Source organism: Candidatus Arsenophonus phytopathogenicus (genome assembly GCF_056113345.1).
In genome coordinates this window covers 455,493-474,600 of record NZ_JBUIOB010000017.1, presented here as the reverse complement: position 1 = coordinate 474,600, position 19,108 = coordinate 455,493, and the positions used below count along the sequence as shown (strand labels likewise).

The following is a 19,108-nucleotide window of genomic DNA, read 5'->3' as shown; positions in this document are numbered from 1 at the left end:
ATGCTCAAGAAGCAGTGATTGACGATAATGGTTACGCATTGGCCCCATCTATAACAACATATCGTTACAATAAAATTATTATTGATCCACAGGGAATGGCGGAAGATTTTGAATTAAACGAGAACGAAAAACAAGTTGCGCCGTACGCCGGTGCTGCGGTTAAAGTCATGTTTAAAACCCGTGCAGGTTATGCCTTATTGATTAAAGCACAGTTAGCCGGTCATGCTGCTCTCCCTATTGGTACTGAAGTTTTTGACCAAGAAAATAATGTGATTGGCATGGTTGGTCAAAATAATCAAATGTATGTCAGAACGGAACAAGATTCCGGTATCTTACTATTAAAATGGGGTGAGGCGGTTTCCGAACGTTGTTATCTAGATTACTCGCGTATGGGTCATGCATCAGATAAACAGCCTATTACAAAATTAACAGCTATGTGTGTTCAACGTTAACCCGCACCTGGAGTAAGATGATGAAATATATTTCTTATTGGTTAAGAACAGGTTTATTAACCGCCCCCCTTTTTACTATATCGTTATCAGTGAACGCAAATTGTAAAATAACGGGTGTTTATCAAACTGAGGATAATCGTTCCGCTCAGATGCTTTTTGGTCGGGTCAATCTTACTGATACTTATTTTTAGTCGGTTGGTTCGTTACTCGCTTCTATTGTTGTTCCTCCAACCGCTTATACTTTTGGTGGAGCTAATGCCTCCTCAGTATTATGGATCTGTGACGAGGCCGATCTGCCTCAGCTTTATTTTTTGGTGGCAACAAATGGTGATGATAGAGTCGGTGGATTTCATGAAACCGGTCTTATTGATGGATTGCCTGATGTATATGCATCCTGGCTTGCGTACGTTGGTATAAAACAAACCATGGCAGGTGTTGTTGTACAACGTAATTGGAAAAGGGTTCCACTTACTACTTTTTTATTGGTTGAAGGAACGCAACCAGGGAAAGGTCAAATACATATTCGATTACAAGATATCCCGCCAATGCAAGTGGAGCTTTATCGAGTCAGTACAATTCCACCCAGCAATGCGGTTTCGAATTATTGTAGTGGGTTAGGTACAAGAGGGTTAGGTTATGCGAGTGCAACAGGGACAAATTACCAATGTACCCAACCGAATGCTTATATTCAATTTGTTGGCCGGGGAATTGTACATGACAACGAAGGCGAAGATTCTGTCCATAATTTTCGCTTTTGGGGGTAGATAATGGTTTTGGCTACGGTTTGCGACAGTCTGTTATGTTGAGTAATAATGCCACTTGTGTAGCAAAAAATGCGACACCATTAGTGCTTTTCCTTACTATTTCTAGCCAAGAATTATTGGCTGGTGGTACCAGAGAAGCTGATATTTCTGTCCAAATCGAATGTAGTGATAATGTGAACTCAGGTACGACAAGTGGGCAAACAGCAATTGGAATTCAAGTTTCGCCAGGTGCTTATCGCGCTGCGCAAGGGTTACATTTGATTAATGCTCAAGGTGGTGTAATTGCACTCGTTTCAGATAATTATGGACTTGATGCTACATTAGCAACCGGGGTTGGTATTACTTTGCGTAATAGTGTTACTCAACAACCGATGGTATTTGTTGCTCAACCTGGTATTACTGGTATCGGGCCCAGTGGAGAAAATGTTGGCTGGTATCCTGTGCTTAGAGATGCTAAAAATCTGGGTCCTTCAGTTTCTGGTTATACACATCACTTACACTCATACACCGCGTTACTACAGCAATTACCAGGTCAAGTTATTAAACCAGGAAAAATACATGCTACCGCGTATGTACTGGTAAAAGTACAATGAAGCGACTAACAGTTGTTGTAGCATGCTTATCACTATTCTGGCTGATACCAGGTAAAGCTGGATCATGGCCAATATGACCCGAATTATTTACCATCAGGGTTATAAAGAACGTTCTGTTTTGTTAGCGAATACTAATAAATACCCGGTTATTGTGCAGAGTTGGGTGGATCATGGTGAATCAGATCCACAAGCAGAAACTCCTTTTGTGGTGCTTGCTTCAATTTTTCATCTGCCAGCGCAATAAATCCAGGCTATTAGAATTGCTTATAATGGTGATCATCTGCCGGATGATAGAGAGTCAATTTTTTGGTTAAATTTGTATGAAATACCGCCTAATTTACATCATCAAGCGTTAAATCAGGGTAATGCTAAAGGTTAGCTTGGCAATGAATACACAATTAAAATTATTTTATCGCCCGAAAAAATTGGCTGATTTTCCCGCCAAGCTGGCAGATAAAATAACTTTTACCCTGCAACAAAAAGATCAAGAATGGGTCTTGATCTGCAAAAATTCATCACCTTTTCATATTTCCTTTTCTCAAATCGTTTTTGACAGTCAGTATCAGCGTTTTCCGATTAAACAACAGATGGATATGATGACGCCTCCATTTTCAGAGCATATATATCGATTTGAACAACCATTTTTTCAGCCCAATGGACAGATAATCTTTTCATATCTGAATGATGCCGGTTTTTCTGTGCGAGAAGTAACCACTCTGCAAACACCTTAGTTTGCTCGCCTAGATTAATAGTTAAAAACTATAAATCCGAATTTTTTTTGCCTATTAGTTTTTTATTTAACAAAAGAGCATCTGCTGTTTGCCGGCTGTTGTTTGGGTTTTATCGGTTGATTAGTTTGCTCCTGTTGCGTAACAATATAATTAAGGCCCAATATTTCACTGGTGTATCGGCGGATCTAGTTAAGTAATGTTGGATTTTGTTCTAAATGCTGACCATAGGATGGAATGATTTCATGTAATTTGGCATTCTTTATGATTTGTACGCGTTGCCCAGCGATTACTAATTGCCAATCTGCTTTTTTGGCGTTTGGGTAATATTCTAACAAAGATTGATAACGTTCTTCATCATTTAACATTAATTGACTGACTAAATATCTCACTAAATCTAAGTGTTTGATGCCAATGGCAATGATGGGAATTATATTACTGTCATTGGTAGCAGCAAAAAGATCTAGTTGACTACCATATTTGAGAAATTTATTAGAATAAGTCGCAAAAGGTCCGAATAGCACATATTTTTTACCGCCCAAATAGAGCGTATCGATATGGGGAACTGACATAGGGGGAGCGCCAAGTGCTGGTTTTCCATAAACTTTTGCGGTATGTCTGTTGACTACCTCAGGGTTATCGGTAACAAGAAATTCACCACCCACAGGAAATCCGGCATACTGTTTTGCTTCTTCTAACCCTGTGTATTGTAGTAATTTAATCGTTGCACCACCTGCACCAATAAAGATAAGCGAGTTTTTATATGACTCTCTTCGCCGGTTGTGAGGTTTTTAAAACCGACACTCCAAGTGCCATCATCATTACGACTAATTGCGTTCACTTCAGCTTTGGTCTGTAATTTGAAGTTTGGATGTTTGAGCAGATTGGCAACTAACTGACGGGTTATTTCACCATAGTTTACATCAGCGCCAATATCCATTCGTGTTGCTGCAACGGGTTGTTTTGCATCTCGCCCTTCTATAATAAGTGGTGCCCACGATTTAATTTCCTCCGCAGAGGTAGAATATTTCATGCCATAAAACATAGGATTTTTGATCATCGCTGCATAGCGTTTTGCTAAGAGATTAATGTCATCTTTACCCCAAACAAAGGCAATGTGTGGAACGGGATTTATAAAAGTTTGGGATTGGTGGAGAACCCGGTGTTTTAGTTGGTAAGCCCAGAATTGTTTGGAAATTTCAAATTGATTGGCAATTTCTATTGTTTGAGTGATATCAATTTGCCCATTTTTTTCAGGTGTATAGTTCATTTCCATAAAGCCTGAATGACCGGTACCTGCATTATTCCAGCCATCAGATGTGTCACCCGCGATCCTATCTAGTCGCTTATACATGCGGATTTGCCAATCTGGTTGCAATTCTGCTAAATATGTTGCTAGTGTCGCACTCATAATACCAGCGCCGATAAGCACAATATTAACAGTAGGTTCATTGGTTGAAGTTTTGATCGTGTTTGAAGCTGTTGGCCTAAATAAATAATTACTAATAGACCAATAACCCCAGCTGTATATTTTAATGATCTCTTCATATGAAAATGCACCTTAATTATCGATAAATCAGATCAAGCATAAGAATTAATTATGGTATTCTGTTGCTCACTCCGCAATAATTTGATGCCTAGTAACATAATATGTTGTTTATTATGAGTTATTATTTTTCGAATTGTTAAATATTAGTAATGGTTTTATTTTTTTATAAAAAATACTTATAATTAGGTATAAAAAATACTTTTTGTGTTCTAAAAATAGGTAAAAAAAGGGTTAATACTGTTATTAATCAAACTTTAATTGGTAAATTGTTTTTTATAGTTACTTTATTATTAATATAAAGAATATCCATGATAATTAATAAATTTTTTTTTATTATTTTTTGACGGCCTTGGTGTAGATGTAGAGGAGTAAAATGATGGAACTCTTGATTGGTGGTTATGATTGGAATAGGTCGTTATATTATTAAAGGCTATTCGCCCACCGGTGTTTTAATGATAGGCGGAATATTGCTGCTTATTATCAGCGCAATTATGGGGAAAAATATATTACCGAATGATGTGCCAGTGACAGGTTGGAAAACCACCGATATTTTAGAATATATCAAATATCTATTGATGAACCGTGGTGGTGATTTAGGGATGATGATTATGATCTTATGTGGTTTTGCTGCTTATATGACTCATATCGGGGCTAATGATGTTGTGGTCAAAATAGCGTCTAAGCCATTACAAATTGATTAATTCACCCTATGCATTAATGGTTGCAGCCTATATTGTTGCTTGCTTAATGTCACTGGCTGTGTCTTCAGCAGCGGGACTAGTGGTCTTATTGATGGCGACCCTATTTCCGATTATGGTGAATGTCGTCATCAGTCGCGGCGCTGCTGCTGCAATCTGTGCCTCACCTGCGGCAATAATTTTGGCTCCTACATCAGGTGATGTTGTGTTAGCAGCGAAAGCATCAGGCATGCCACTAATCGATTTTGCTTTTAAAACCACCTTACCGATTTCGATTATTGCTATGGCGATTAGCCACTTTTTTTGGCAGCGCTATCTTTACAGACGTGAGCAGGTAAAAACAGAAAAGCTTGATGTTAATGAAATTAAGACCAAAGCGCCTGACTATTATGCTATTTTACCTTTTACACCGATTATTGGAGTTTTAATTTTTGATGGTATATGGGCACCTCAATTACATATTATTACAATTATTGTAGGCTGTATTATTTTAACGAGTCTGATTGAATTTGTGCGCTGTTTTAAAGTAAAAACGGTGTTTGATGGTTTAGATGTTTGTTATCGTGGTATGACTGATGCATTTGTATCAGTTGTTGTACTGCTGGTGGCTACCGGGGTATTTGCGCAAGGATTGAGTACTATCGGTTTTATTTCCTCTTTGATTAATTTGTCACAATCTTTTGGTTCTGGCGCTATAATGATGATGATTGTACTGGTGGTGATTACTATGTTGGCGGCGATGACAACCGGTTCCGGTAATGCGCCATTTTACTCTTTTGTTGAATTGATCCCACGTTTAGCCAGCCAAATGGGAATTAATCCAACTTACTTGGTGATCCCTATGTTACAGGCCTCTAATCTTGGTCGAACAATGTCACCTGTATCCGGCGTGGTGGTTGCGGTGTCTGGGATGGCAAAAATTTCGCCTTTTGAGGTAGTTAAACGTACGTCTATTCCAGTTTTAGTTGGACTATTGGTTGTTATTATTGCGACTGAAATTTTAGTTCCAGTTCATCCTATATAAATTTTCCCTTTTACATCAAATCCGGAACGATGGCTGTAATCATGTTCCGGCTTTGATGAACACGTATGTTGGCCATATTTTAACCTCATGTTTAGGATTGATATTTATTATTAACTATCACTTTCCTGATGGCCCGTTTGATCACTAATGTAAATTCTCTCTGCAAGGTAATTAATCATGTTTTTGGTAGCAGAATTGATAGTTGGCGCAATTTTGGGGTTAATTATTAGTTTAACGGGCGTTGGTGGGGGAGTTGTTGTATTACCGGTTTTAACCTATTTTTTTGGTATGGATGCCTTGTCTGCTGTTGCAACCGCCAATTTTCTCTCTATGTTGATGAAAATCTCATCTTCTTATATACATTTTCGTTTAGGCAATGTTCCGATTAAAAGTGCCATGGTTGTGTTTTGCTATTATGATACCAGCCACAGCATTGACAAGTTATCTGGTAAGTTATTTTAGCCAATTACAAAGTTATCAACAGCAAGTTGAGTTAGGCATTAATATACTTATTGTAGTCGCTATTATTTATTCCCTTTTTCTGTTTGTTTATCGGATATTTTTTTTCATTTTCGATCAACCAGTTTGAAAGAAATAATACTATTGATATTAGGTCATTATTATTGCCGGCTATCAGTGCTGGCGTAGTGCTTGGTGCTACCGGAGTAGGTGGTGGTGTTGTATTACCACTATTGCTACGCTATCTAAAATTATCTATCAAACAAGCGATTGGCACCGCGATTTTTATAACAAGTATTTTGTCAGGTTCATCAGCAATTGTTTATATGCGCAATGGACATACTCACATTATTCTTGCGCTTACCCTATGCATAGGATCATTAATGACTATTCCGTTAGCCAAATATTTAATGTTGCGTTTATCTGATCGTGTTTTGCAGTATCTAACCCTGTTATTTATTTTATCTAGTGCCACTATGATGAGTATAAACTTATGGCATTATTTTTAGCGACCAAAAATATAAGAACCCATCGTTTGTGGAATTTCAACACTCTGAAACATAAGTAATCCGGCAATAACTAACACTATTCCACCGATTAACATTATTCCTAAACTCCAGTATGGATTGACATTAAACCCTTGCCATTTCGAATACCGAATAGCTAAATGGCGAGCGCTATGGACTAGTAAAGCAATTCCGCTAATAGTTATTGCAGTTCCTAAGGCCATCATTAGCGCGGCGATAATCCCCCAAGAATAAACACCGACTACATAAGAAAAAAGTAGAACAATTAATGCGCCAGAGCAGGGACGTGCTCCCATCGCGGCTATAACTGCAAGTTGAGTTCGCCAGTTGCCTTGTAATTCATCATCAGACAATACGTGTTTGTGGCCACAATTGCAGTCATGAGCATGTTGATGTTGGTTAGGCGCATGGATTTTAGTAAATAGAAAGGGGGCTTGACGAGATTGTTTAAATATTTTTCTTAGTCGGGAGATTGCTTTTAGACATAGTAACAGGCCAAGAAAAAAGACTAAGCCATAGCTTATTTTTTCTAACCAGAAGCGACTTAGATGTAAGTGTCGGCTAGATAGCTGGAACAAGCCAAGAACAATGGATGTTAAAACAATAGCAATAGATCCCTGTAATAATGATGCTAATAGCGTTAGGGTAAGGCTTTTTTTTAGTCTTGAAGAGTGGGTGGCAATATAGGTGGTAATAATGATTTTGCCATGCCCTGGTCCCAAAGCATGTAATAAACCATAAAAAAAGCTAAAGCCAACGAGTAATAATCCTGCTTCAGTTGGTGAGCTGGCCACTTGCATCAGGAGAGAAGAAAGATGTTGATTAAGTTCTCGTTGCCAAGTTACCGCTAGTTGTAAACCAAAATGCCAATATGCCAAAAAAGAACTAAATAATCCGATTACTAGATAGTACTTTTTATTAAGTAAATTGATTACTGGCTTGCTGGGCATTATTGACATGTTATGTTTACCTTTTGCGCAAATTGTTGGCCGAGACTAAGGTCTTCTTGCGGTGTTTCTGCTTTATCAAGAGAAAGGGCATAATCGATTATCGATGCGCTGGGCTTAGGTATTATAAGCTGAATTTGGCATTGGGTTGAGGTATTAGTTGATGAAATTTTTGCTTTGTTGCTATAGTTCATATCAACATAATAACTTGGGTCATAAGTCATTATGGTTAATGTCTTACCAGTTAGAGTTTCTGGCTTAGCTAATTTTAGAGTAAAAGAGAGCACGGCTTGGTTCCCTTTGCGCGATAGGTGATAGTCTTTTGGGTAAAAGGAAAATTTTATTAATTTATTTTTATAATATAGGGAGGTAAAATAGTGTTGTTTAATAACATTAGCCATTACTTCAGCACTTAATTGTTTCCACACTTCATCACTTTCTTTTGCTTGTTGTGCATCATAGAGTAAATCTGCTGATGTCATGGCATCCATAACCCAAGTCATTTTCATGGCAATGAGATTACCATCTTTTATTTGTAATTCATTTTGCATATCAATAAAACTGTGGGGATGAGCAAAAACGGTTATTGAATAGCATAATGTTAACGCCATTAATAGATTTTGTAGCAAAATTTTCACTATAGCTATTGATTTGTAATGGTGCATTTGAGCCATCAAATAGGATATTTTGATTAACCGAAAATAGCATATCTATGCTATCAATTTTCTTTGATAATTAAATGTTACTTTGCTATTTAATTGGTTAAAAGGTTTATTACTTATATTTGCTCAGATTTTTTGCAATCTTGGCTCATATTTCATCGATAATAAATTTATTGTTATGTAAACCCTCCATTTTTGTTGTAAATAGATTAATTAATCGGTTTATTCGATCAATTATTATCTATTAATAGTTTTTAAAAATCATAAATGTTTGTATCGATTGTTTTAAACGATTGGAAGTCATTTGAATTAATAGGTTAAAAATAAAAGAACAAGGAAGAAGCCTAACAATACATGGATGTATTTATAAAACTAAAATTAGTATCTACAAAGTGAAGTGATAGAGAAAAATTATATTTACCTGTTTAGGGCTATTTTTAATTCAAATTGGAGACTACCTAATTAGTCACCTTTGTATAGCTGAAGCTTATTTTAAACAGGTAGCTAATTTAAAAAATTTTAATTGTTTGCCGGTACTTCAGATGAATGATGAGTTGATATTTTCCATTCTTTTCCATCCCAGACGTAGGTAAATGTATAACGAGCTGAAACAGTGGATTTATCTTTAAAAGTAAAAGTATAAGTACCGATATCGATTGCCTTATTACAACCAATACGAATAGTTCGACTATCAATTTTTCCTACAGGCTTTTTGGCTAGAAAGTGTTTGAAATAGTCGGTATGTTCAGCATCCGTTAAACGAACTTGACTTGATATAGTTGGTAATAGTACTGCATCAGCGAGATAGTTTGCCGAAACCTTTTTCGCATCGCCACTTTTTAATGAATCATTCCAGCGCTCAAATAAACCAGCAATTTGTTGTTGATCTACCTTTACACATTTGGGAGCTGTCTCTAGAGCGAATGTATAACTAGAAAGTAAAGTTAGTGGAATAATTAAAAAACTCAGTTTTCTCATAAATCTCTCGCTATTAAGTATTATTTTTTTATGATGTTTTAGAATGATTATTATTTCATATGGAAATAATTTTTCCTATGTTTAGTAACCTATTTGAGTAATAGTCAGAACCGGTAAAAAAATTAAAATTTCTACTGAAACTTTTTTCATGTTGGTGTTTAAAAATTTCATTTTATAAATTAATTTCATATAGTTAACTGGAATTTTTTTTGCCGATGTTGATTAAGGCACAATTAAAGATTAGGTTAATCAATAGGATTAGTACAATGGTTACTTTAACTAATAGCGGTTTTTATTGTTAGTTACCCAACGATTGAGTTATCAATCTTTATTAGTTTAACTCGGTGGAATTCGCGGTTATTAATCCGTATCTGACGGTTTAATAATATAGATGAACTGGAACGAGCGTTTGCTACGCCGTCTATCAATTAACCTAGCCAATGCTTATCACAAACAATAAAGCCAGATGGTTTGAAACTATCTGGCTTTTTTATTAGATTAACTTTTGATTAGAGTTTGATAATAGCAATCACACTAATAATGGCAGCCGCACCATGAAAAATCCATTTACCGGCTGGAATCGCTATTTTTAGATAATGCATGCCATGATGAAGTCGATGCAGTCCACACCAGATAGGTAAAATGATCATTAATAGCAAAAAAATACGGCCAATAAAGCTTTGGCAAAATGTTAGAATGCGTTCATAACTTAACATTTCTGGTGCTAAACCTAGAGGAATTAAAATTGCTAGCAAAAGAATAATAACCGGAGAGATAATTGGATTCCACATACCAACAGCACCAAATAATCCTAAAAAATAGGTTCATCAGAACGTTTAGGAGGTTGATTCATCATTGTTCTCCTTAAATTATATTAGCGCTATAGCTAAGATAATGATTGTTGCTAGAAAAGTAATACCCCAAAGTAATTTTATAATGCTTTCTTGGGCTATTTTTTTATTTTTTATCACGATATTAACAGCTTTAGGCGCCAGTTCGAACCAGGTTTTTGTATGGAATAAAGTTGCTATTAAAGTGAAAATATTAATTAATAAAACGATTGGATTATGCAGAAAGGTAACATAATTAAACTAGCTTTCAGGCCCTGCTGTTAACGAAAATAGGCCATAAAGTACGGCTAAACTAAACCAAATTTGAGGGATGCGGTTGCTTCCCGAATAACATAAAAACGATAAAATACAATCTGTTGCCACCACTTTGATGACATTTCGCGTACATAAGGCTTACGTTTTGTTGTCATTTTTCTCTTCCTTACCTTGGTTTCAACATAGCAATAATAAAATCTTCTGCGCTTGCGGCTTTTCCTTGCTGAATAGCAGCGGCAGGATCGACATGTTTAGGACATACTTCAGAGCAGTAACCGACAAATGTACAGCTCCATACGCCATTATCGCTATTTAATAATGGCATGCGTTCTTTTTGCCTTTATCGCGGCTATCAAGGTTATAACGTTCTGCCAGTGTGATTGCAGCAGGGCCAATAAATTCTGGATTAAGGCCAAATGAGGGCAAGCTGCATAACACAGGCCACAATTAATACAGCCAGAGAATTGATGATATTTAGCCATTTGACTAGGTGTTTGTTTATTGGGACTATCACTAACTTTACGATTATTACCAATAATATAGGGTTTAATAGCTTCAAGATTCTCAATAAAATGGGTCATATCTACCACTAAATCTCTTTCGATAGGAAAATTGCCCAATGCTTCTACTTTTAAGCCATCGGTATAGTCCCGTAAAAAATCTTGCAGGCTAATTTAGGCACCTGGTTAACCATCATACCGCAAGAGCCAAATATTGCCATACGACAAGACCAACGGTATGAAAGCTCAGGTGTTAAGTGGTCTTTAACATAACCTAGAGCATCTAGTAAAGAGGTCTGTTCATCATAAGGAACTTCATAAGTAACAGAATAGGGAACATCGTCAGTTTCAGGATTGTAGCGCATGATCTCCATTTTCAGTTTTTTCATCTTAGCCATTCACCTGCTCCTTCTTTGCTTGCTTTTGTGCTGTTGCTTCACCACCATAAACTCGCTTAGCTGGCGCTAATTTGGTAATTTTTACATCGCGATAAGCAATATTTGGGGCGCCTTGTGAGTTATAATAGGCAAGAGAATGTTTTAGAAAATTAACATCATCACGAACAGTACAACCCTCATCCAGACGCTGGTGAGCACCACGCGATTCTTTGCAATAGAAAGTAGAATGAGCCATACATTCCGCTACATCTATACTAAAGCCTAATTCGATAGTATAGTTGAGCATTAAAGACGCTGCTATGGTCTGTAATTTCAATATGTTTAAAGCGTTCCTTAAGTTCAGCTAGTTTATCCATGGTTTTTTGCATTAATTCAAGGTGTACGATAGATGCTACAACCTTCCTCCATTGCTATCCCCATTTCATCACGGATATTAGCCCAATTCTCTTTACCTTTTTGGTTGATCAGTTTGGTTAAATTGGTTTCAACTTCACGCGCTTTTAATTCAATGGCGTTATTATTGGCTGGAGAGACTTCAGTGGCATATTTAGCCGCTTCGATGCCAGCTAATCGCCCAAAAACGACTAATTTTGCTAAAGAGTTAGAACTCGGGCGGTTTGCGCCATGTAAGCCAACTGACGAACATTCGCCCACAGCAAACAGACCTTTAATTGATGTTTCACATTTCTGATCCGTTTCAATTCCCCCCATTGTATAATGTGCGGTTGGGCGAACAGGGATAGGATCAGTAACGGGATCGACGCCGACATAAGCTTTGGCTAATTCACAAATAGAGGGTAGGCGTTCATGTAGTTTCTCTGCGCCTAAATGGCGTAAGTCAAGATGCACAACATCACCGCGTGATGATTTTATTGTGCGACCTGCACGCCACTCATGCCAAAAAGCTTGAGAAACTTTGTCTCGTGGGCCTAATTCCATATATTTATTTTCTGGTTTACCGAGAGGGGTTTCAGGCCCTAAGCCATAATCTTGTAGATAACGATAGCCATCTTTGTTGATGAGGATCCCGCCTTCACCTATACAACCTTCAGTCATAAGTATTCCAGAACCTGGCAAGTCAGTCGGATGGTATTGCACAAATTCCATATCACGTAATGCAATACCCATACCGTCACCGGTAACAATTCCGCCGTTAGTATTATAACGGTAAACACGGCCGGCTCCACCGGTGGCCATAATAACGGCTTTTGCGTTAATTTGAATATGAGTGTCCTCCATCATATGGATAGCGACTAGGCCATGTACTCTTCCTTCATCAACCAGAATGTCTAACACAAAATGTTCATCAAATCGCTGGATTTGTGGGTATTTGAGAGAGGTTTGAAATAGAGTATGCAACATATGGAAGCCTGTTTTATCAGCAGCAAACCAAGTTCGCTCGATTTTCATTCCTCCAAAGCGACGGACATTCACTGTCCCCATAATTCCAGTTGTGTCATTTCGGTTGGACAATGTTTCACAAAATATTCAACCACATCTTGTTCACATAACCAATCTCCCCCTGAAACCGTATCATTAAAGTGATAATCATAGGCATCATGGGATTGAGCAATTGCAGCTGCGCCACCTTCTGCAGCGACAGTATGACTGCGCATGGGATAGACTTTTGAAACCAAAGCAATTTTTAGATTGGGGTTAGCTTCAGCAGCAGCAATTGCTGCCCTCAAACCAGCTCCACCAGCTCCTATTATGACTAAATCAGCATTAAAGGTTTGCAAACTATGCTTCTCCATTACTAATTGAAAATAAACTTCATTTTATTATGTCATTGTTATTTAATTATGATTAATAATTAACAATAAATTATTATTTAGCAATTTATAACAAATTGTTACCGACAGAGATTTGATTCAGGTACAAGTTTTTTAGGATTTTGCTTATAAAAAGTGAGAGTTAATAGACTTGTTTAAAAATTAGCTATTTTTGATCATAAAATGGGTATAATTAAGTGTATATGTTATCTTATTAACTTAGTGGATTTTGGGTTGGTTTTTATTTTTATTGTATTGATAATATTTTTATGAGCAATAAGGTAATTTTAGTCATATTTATAAAAATAAAAATATTATAAATAAATGCAATTTTAATAAATAAAAATTTACACTAATCCATTAAAATGATTATTTTTATTATTTTTATTATTTTTATTATTTTTATTATTTTTATAGCTGCAAATAACTTCCAAATTTTTTTAAAATATTGATATTATTTTAATTTATTTTTTATGGTTTGATGATTTTGAGTTGAAATATTTTCTTTATTCAGCTAAATTGGAGATCATATAGAAAGTAGTTATATCAACTTATAACTAACGTTAATTATTTATTTCAACTAATTAATATTTTCAAGTTCTCTTACTATTTAACTAAGGGTTAGTTTATTTTTGTTAAAAAACAGAGTGATGAGATTAACGATATGAAAAATTTGTTTATTTGTTTACAGGCGAGTAAACTAGCGCGCTTTATTCTTTTTTGGAGTTTTTACAATGAGTGAGATAGTGAATTGGCAACCGAGCGCGTCTATCAATAACTTACTGAAAAGAGCCAAAATTATTGCTGAAATCAGACGTTTTTTTATCGATCGAGGGGTAGTGGAAGTAGAGACACCTATATTAAGCAAATTCACGGTAACAGACATTCATCTCTCACCGTTTGAAACCCAATTTGTTGCTCCGGTAATTGCTGACAGCACCAAATTGTATATGATAACCAGTCCTGAATATCATATGAAACGTTTGCTAGCGGCCGGCAGTGGGCCTATATATCAGATGATTAAAGCTTTTCGTAATGAAGAAGAGGGACGTTATCATAATCCAGAATTTACTATGCTTGAATGGTATCGGCCTCATTATGACATGTACCGACTTATTGATGAAGTGGATGATTTGTTGCAACAGATTTTGGACTGCCAACCCACTGATCGGATATCATATCAACAGGCCTCTCAGCGTTATCTAAACATTGATCCATTAGCTCTGGAGTCAGAAAAAAAACAATTACGTGATGCAGCAGTGAAGTTGGGTTTAAATAATGCGGAAACAGAAGAAGACAAAGATGTGTTATTACAATTTTTGTTTACTATGGGAGTTCAACCAAATTTAGGTAAAGATAAGCCTACCGTTATCTATCATTTTCCTGCTTCACAGGCAGCATTAGCTGAAATTAGTAAAGAAGACCACCGAGTTGCTGAGCGTTTTGAAGTTTATTTTAAGGGTATTGAGTTGGCCAATGGTTTTCGTGAGTTGACTGATGCACAAGAACAGCGAGAACGTTTTGAGCATGATAATCAGATGCGCGAAAAAATGGGTTTATCAGAACAGCCTATTGATGAATGTCTGCTCGCTGCACTAGATAAAGTCATTCCTGATTGTTCGGGTGTTGCTTTAGGTATTGATCGTTTAGTCATGTTGGCGCTGAATGCAGAAAAAATCAGTGATGTTATCTCTTTTTCTATAGAGCAAGCTTAATATTAGTAAACTAATAGTAATCAGCGGTAAATTATTACCGCTGAATTTATTGGTGGCTGTTATTGATGTTGATGCTGTTTTTGCAAGAATTTTACCCCGAGATCAGGGAAATCGGTAAAGGCACCATCGACGTTAGCTTTGTTATAGATAATATCAAACAGCTGTTGAACGTTTTTCACGTAATTTGGTAGCTTATCAATTAGAATGGTATAGGGATGAACGACTAACTTATTTTTGTGCGCATCTTTAACCATGGTTGTAAGTTTTATTTTACCAGGTTTGGAGTTTTCATTAATAAGCATCTGGTAACCTGGGCCAATGCCATCAGCATACTTAGCAATTTCTTTCATTGCTCCCGGTTTAAACATCCAGTCATAGCTATAGTTTGTCCATGTACCGTTAGGCTGCTCTTCATAAGTTTCATGCCAGTCAGTGGGAGCAATTAATTGAACCAGTTTTAAATCCATACCTAATTTAGGTAAAAGCTCATTTTTAATGCGTTTTAACTCATTAGCATCAAAGCACTGAAGATAAACATTGTCGTTTTTCTTGCTGTAGCCATATTGCTTCAGAACTGATAACACTTTGATCGAAATATCCTTCCCTTCTTGTTTGTGAAACCAAGGCGCTTTAATTTCCGGATAAATGCCGATATTTTTGCCAGTAGATTTATTCAAACCTTGGATAAATTCAATTTCTTCTTGAAAAGTATGAATATGGAAGCTGGATTTTCCCATCGGAAAGCGATTAGGGTAGATTTGAACTTTTTTACCATCTTTAATTTGAAAGGCTTGAGTAAATTTGAGTGATCGAATTTCGGGTAAGGTAAAATCAATGGCATAAAAGCGACCATTTTTACGAGCACGGTCAGGGAAGCGATCCGCAACGTCTGTAACGCTATCTAGGTAATGATCATGTAATACAATCAGTTCATTATCTTTTGTCATTACCAGATCTTGTTCAAGGAAATCGGCACCTTGCGCATAAGCCATTGCTTTGGCGGGTAATGTATGTTCTGATAGATAACCACTTGCCCCGCGGTGAGCAATAACGACTTTTGTGTTAGATTGTGCCATTGTTGACATTGACATAACTAATAACATACTAGCAACCAAGCTATTTAATTTTATATTCATTAGTATAATTCTTCTTTATTATGAGCGGGGAAATCAGTGATAAAATGAGTTCCCCTTTTTGCCAAGCTTATTAATTAAAGATAACTGATTTATGACATAAATTAGCTGTGTTGTTTTGCCATTTCGCGTTTATGCTTACTTTCACTCAGCATCACGACAAATAATAAAATAACAGAAAGTAAACTACCGCCAATCATTACCATAAAGCCGCCATTCCAGCCAAAATAGTCAACGGTATAACCCACGATAGCACTTGCTGCTACCGAACCACCAAGGTAGCCAAATAAACCGGTAAAACCAGCAGCAGTACCTGCGGCTTTTTTGGGTGCTAATTCAAGCGCATGTAAACCGATCAACATAACAGGGCCATAAATTAAGAAGCCAATAATTAGCATGCAAGCCATATCAATATTAGGATTACCTGGAGGATTGAGCCAGAAGGCAACGGTTGCAATGGTGACTAATGCCATGAAAAATACGCCGGTGGCGCCACGGTTTCCTTTGAAAACTTTATCTGACATCCAACCGCAAAGTAGCGTGCCTGGAATACCTGCATATTCATATAAGAAATAAGCCCATGAGGATTTATCCATAGCAAAGTGTTTAACTTCACGTAAGTAAGTTGGTGACCAATCGAGTACACCATAACGTAATAAGTATACGAAAACGTTAGCAAAAGCGATCATCCAAAGTAGCTTATTAGGCAAAATATATTGCATAAAAATCTGCTTTGCAGTCAGCTCTTTTTCGTCTTTATCAGTATAATCAGGTGGGTAGTCATTTTTATATTCTTCAATCGGTGGTAAACCACAAGATTGTGGCGTATCACGCATTAAAGCAAAGGCAATCATAGCAATAAAAATGGCAGCAAAAGCAGGCATATATAGTGCTGCTTTCCAGTCGTGGAACCATGCCATGCCTAATATAAATAATAACGGCGGGATGCCACCACCAACATTATGCGCGCAGTTCCAAATTGAAACGATGCCACCCCGTTCTTTTTGTGACCACCAGTGAACCATTGTTCGGCCACAAGGAGGCCATCCCATACCTTGAAACCACCCGCATAGTAAGAGCAGCACAAACATAATCATAATGCTTGAGGTAGCCCAAGGCACAAAGCCCATAATCAGCATTACTGAGGCGGATAAAATTAGCCCAGCAGGTAAAAATACTCTCGGATTTGAACGATCAGAGACTGAGCCCATGATAAATTTTGAGATACCATACGCAATTGAGATACCTGATAAAGCAAAACCAAGATCACCTTTAGAAAAACCCTGCTCAATTAAATAGGGCATCGCTAATGCAAAATTCTTTCTAACGAGATAGTAGGCGGCATAACCAAAAAAAAGACCGAAGAAAATTTGCCAACGTAGGCGACGATAAAGCGGATCAATTTGATCTGCCGGAACTCTTTTGTTATGTGGTGCTGGCTTAAAAATAAGTAACATAATTCCCCCTCCGATAATATTTAAATTTTTGCTATCAAGTAATAAGCAATTGCTAAAATGAAAATGTGAGACGTTATTGTTAGGTCTTCTTTCTTAATCTCGCACTAAGATAACTTATGTTAATGCATATGTCTGCATACGAATGCGAAAATGTTATAAATTTGTGCGTAAATAGACAAAAATATATATCGGCGATAGAAATAATTTTTTAATTATTCAAGTATAATTGTGAACTTTGTCATAAATTTGTTAGTTCTGCTACAAAAAGTCACCATGAATGCTGGTTTTTGTTTCTTAATAAATATTATTGATTAAGAGTGGCTTATATTGTGTTCGATGACTACTTATTAAGTCGCTATCAGACATTAGATTAAGGTCAACAATTCACCTATAACGGAATTATTGCTGCGCATTCTGTTGGTTACAAGGTATTCCACTGAGTGGATATCGTCACTTTCCACTCAATAGATGGTTTTGTCGTTAAACGGATATTTAATTAGATAAATTTTGTCTTGATTCAACTTAATTATTATCTGCAGCTAGATAACCATTCTTTTGGTGTTGACCTTGGAAAAAGTAACTTAGAATGAAGTTCAACATCAATCCATAAGCAGGGAGGAAAAATAACATACAAATAAATAACTTAAAGCTATAATCGACTAAAGCAATTTCTACCCAATTGGCCGCCATAAAAGGATCACTACTGTGATAAAATGCAATGAAAAAGAAAGCAATCGTATCCAGTAGATTACCGAAAAACATTGCCGCAGTTGGTGCAATCCACCAACGACGATAATTACGTAATTTATTGAACGCGAAAATATCCATAATCTGGCCTAAAGCGTAAGCCATAAAGCTTGCTAGCGCAATACGGGCAACAAATAGATTAAATTCATTTAGTGTGATAAGCCCTTGCCATTGTCCTTGGTAAAAAAGCGCCGAAAGAATGTAGGAGACAGAAAGAGCCGGCAGCATAGTTGCAGCAATAATCCGTCGAGCGAGAGGAGCACCATAAATACGTACAGTTAAATCCGTTGTCAAAAAAATAAAAGGGAAAGTGAATGCTCCCCATGTGGTATGAAAGCTAAAAATGGTAATTGGCAGTTGTACCAGATAATTACTGGAGGTAATAATCAAAATATGAAAAAAGGAAAGCCAAATGAGTGCTTTGATACGCTGTTGTGGCGTCAATTCGAACATATTATACCTTTTTGGTTAAATGGGGTGAGGGAACCCATGATAATTTAATTTACGCGGTGCATCATACGCCTGAGATAAGATAAAAGCAAAATTAATAATAAATTTTTCTTATCTATTTTTATTTAATTTGTAGTATAATTCCAACCTATTGAATAGGCTTTAAAACTGAAGACCAATGCCAGATATTTTTACTAACCCTAACCGAACCCTTGATACACAAGGATTACGTTGTCCTGAGCCAATGATGATGATAAGAAAAATGGTTCGTCAGATGGTTGAAGGTGAAACGTTATTAATTATTGCGGATGATCCGGCTACAATCCGTGATATTCCTGCTTTTTGCCGTTTTATAGAACATCAATTGCTTGCTGAAGAGATTCAGCAACCTCCCTACCGTTATTTGATCCGCAAGAAAGTTAATTAATGCTATAAGCGAAACGGTGTTA

General features: G+C 36.7%; 11 protein-coding genes and 9 pseudogenes. 9 read left to right on the top strand and 11 right to left on the bottom strand.

The window, feature by feature from the left end:
* Window positions 1-14: 14 nt before the first annotated feature.
* The 5 genes and pseudogenes from AC01GB_RS05815 (at window position 15) to AC01GB_RS05795 (ending at window position 2,540) form a co-directional block, all read left to right on the top strand.
* Complete coding sequence (locus tag AC01GB_RS05815) at window positions 15-452, top strand: FimD/PapC C-terminal domain-containing protein (protein WP_474452332.1); 438 nt, start codon at window positions 15-17, stop codon at window positions 450-452.
* A 17-nt stretch (window positions 453-469) separates the two neighbouring features.
* Window positions 470-643 (top strand): hypothetical protein, encoded by a 174-nt coding sequence (locus tag AC01GB_RS05810; RefSeq protein WP_474450990.1) that lies wholly within the window; start codon window positions 470-472, stop codon window positions 641-643.
* Between the two features lie 24 nt (window positions 644-667).
* Window positions 668-1,809, top strand: a pseudogene (locus tag AC01GB_RS05805) (fimbrial protein).
* 64 nt (window positions 1,810-1,873) lie between these two features.
* Window positions 1,874-2,188, top strand: a pseudogene (locus AC01GB_RS05800) (fimbria/pilus periplasmic chaperone).
* Window positions 2,189-2,195: 7 nt separating this feature from the next.
* Window positions 2,196-2,540: a fimbrial biogenesis chaperone gene (locus AC01GB_RS05795; protein WP_474450989.1), complete on the top strand. Its 345-nt coding sequence runs from the start codon at window positions 2,196-2,198 to the stop codon at window positions 2,538-2,540.
* A 185-nt stretch (window positions 2,541-2,725) separates the two neighbouring features.
* Here the strand turns inward: AC01GB_RS05795 and AC01GB_RS05790 are convergent.
* A pseudogene (locus tag AC01GB_RS05790) lies at window positions 2,726-3,948 on the bottom strand (malate:quinone oxidoreductase).
* 536 nt (window positions 3,949-4,484) lie between these two features.
* Here AC01GB_RS05790 and dcuC point away from each other — a divergent pair.
* Window positions 4,485-5,808, top strand: a pseudogene (gene dcuC, locus AC01GB_RS05785) (anaerobic C4-dicarboxylate transporter DcuC).
* A 177-nt stretch (window positions 5,809-5,985) separates the two neighbouring features.
* Window positions 5,986-6,776, top strand: a pseudogene (locus tag AC01GB_RS05780) (sulfite exporter TauE/SafE family protein).
* Here the strand turns inward: AC01GB_RS05780 and AC01GB_RS05775 are convergent.
* From AC01GB_RS05775 to frdA, 7 genes and pseudogenes are all read right to left on the bottom strand, one after another.
* Entirely contained in the window at window positions 6,773-7,753 is a 981-nt protein-coding gene (locus AC01GB_RS05775) for a nickel/cobalt transporter (protein ID WP_474450987.1), read from the bottom strand. The pseudogene AC01GB_RS05780 and the gene AC01GB_RS05775 sit on opposite strands and share 4 nt — an antisense overlap.
* Window positions 7,744-8,415, bottom strand: a complete 672-nt coding sequence (locus AC01GB_RS05770; RefSeq protein WP_474450986.1) for a DUF1007 family protein — start codon at window positions 8,413-8,415, stop codon at window positions 7,744-7,746. The genes AC01GB_RS05775 and AC01GB_RS05770 overlap by 10 nt, the downstream gene beginning before the upstream one ends.
* A gap of 507 nt (window positions 8,416-8,922) precedes the next feature.
* Window positions 8,923-9,381, bottom strand: coding sequence for an SgcJ/EcaC family oxidoreductase (locus tag AC01GB_RS05765; RefSeq protein WP_474450985.1), 459 nt, complete (start codon window positions 9,379-9,381; stop codon window positions 8,923-8,925).
* Between the two features lie 509 nt (window positions 9,382-9,890).
* A pseudogene (gene frdD / locus AC01GB_RS05760) lies at window positions 9,891-10,237 on the bottom strand (fumarate reductase subunit FrdD).
* A 13-nt stretch (window positions 10,238-10,250) separates the two neighbouring features.
* Window positions 10,251-10,642 (bottom strand): annotated as a pseudogene (gene frdC / locus AC01GB_RS05755) (fumarate reductase subunit FrdC).
* 11 nt (window positions 10,643-10,653) lie between these two features.
* Window positions 10,654-11,385 (bottom strand): annotated as a pseudogene (locus tag AC01GB_RS05750) (succinate dehydrogenase/fumarate reductase iron-sulfur subunit).
* Window positions 11,378-13,124 (bottom strand): annotated as a pseudogene (frdA, locus tag AC01GB_RS05745) (fumarate reductase (quinol) flavoprotein subunit). The pseudogenes AC01GB_RS05750 and frdA overlap by 8 nt, the downstream one beginning before the upstream one ends.
* 767 nt (window positions 13,125-13,891) lie before the next feature.
* Between frdA and epmA the strand changes: the two are divergent.
* Window positions 13,892-14,872, top strand: coding sequence for an elongation factor P--(R)-beta-lysine ligase (epmA, locus tag AC01GB_RS05740; protein WP_474450983.1), 981 nt, complete (start codon window positions 13,892-13,894; stop codon window positions 14,870-14,872).
* 59 nt (window positions 14,873-14,931) lie between these two features.
* Here the strand turns inward: epmA and glpQ are convergent, their stop codons facing one another.
* The 3 genes from glpQ to AC01GB_RS05725 all read right to left on the bottom strand — a co-directional run bounded on the left by glpQ (window position 14,932) and on the right by AC01GB_RS05725 (window position 18,662).
* Window positions 14,932-16,008 carry a glycerophosphodiester phosphodiesterase gene (gene glpQ / locus AC01GB_RS05735; protein WP_474450982.1) on the bottom strand — a complete coding sequence of 359 codons (1,077 nt, stop codon included), beginning with the start codon at window positions 16,006-16,008 and terminating at the stop codon, window positions 14,932-14,934.
* Between the two features lie 101 nt (window positions 16,009-16,109).
* Window positions 16,110-17,462 carry a glycerol-3-phosphate transporter gene (gene glpT / locus AC01GB_RS05730; RefSeq protein ID WP_474450980.1) on the bottom strand — a complete coding sequence of 451 codons (1,353 nt, stop codon included), beginning with the start codon at window positions 17,460-17,462 and terminating at the stop codon, window positions 16,110-16,112.
* Window positions 17,463-17,984: 522 nt separating this feature from the next.
* On the bottom strand, window positions 17,985-18,662 hold the full coding sequence (locus tag AC01GB_RS05725; RefSeq protein WP_474450979.1) for a 7-cyano-7-deazaguanine/7-aminomethyl-7-deazaguanine transporter: 678 nt from the start codon (window positions 18,660-18,662) through the stop codon (window positions 17,985-17,987).
* Window positions 18,663-18,837: 175 nt separating this feature from the next.
* On the opposite strand from AC01GB_RS05725, the gene tusA reads away from it, so the two are divergent.
* The gene (gene tusA, locus AC01GB_RS05720) at window positions 18,838-19,086 is read left to right on the top strand and encodes a sulfurtransferase TusA (RefSeq protein WP_474450977.1); all 249 of its coding nucleotides are present in this window, start codon (window positions 18,838-18,840) and stop codon (window positions 19,084-19,086) included.
* Window positions 19,087-19,108: the final 22 nt, after the last annotated feature.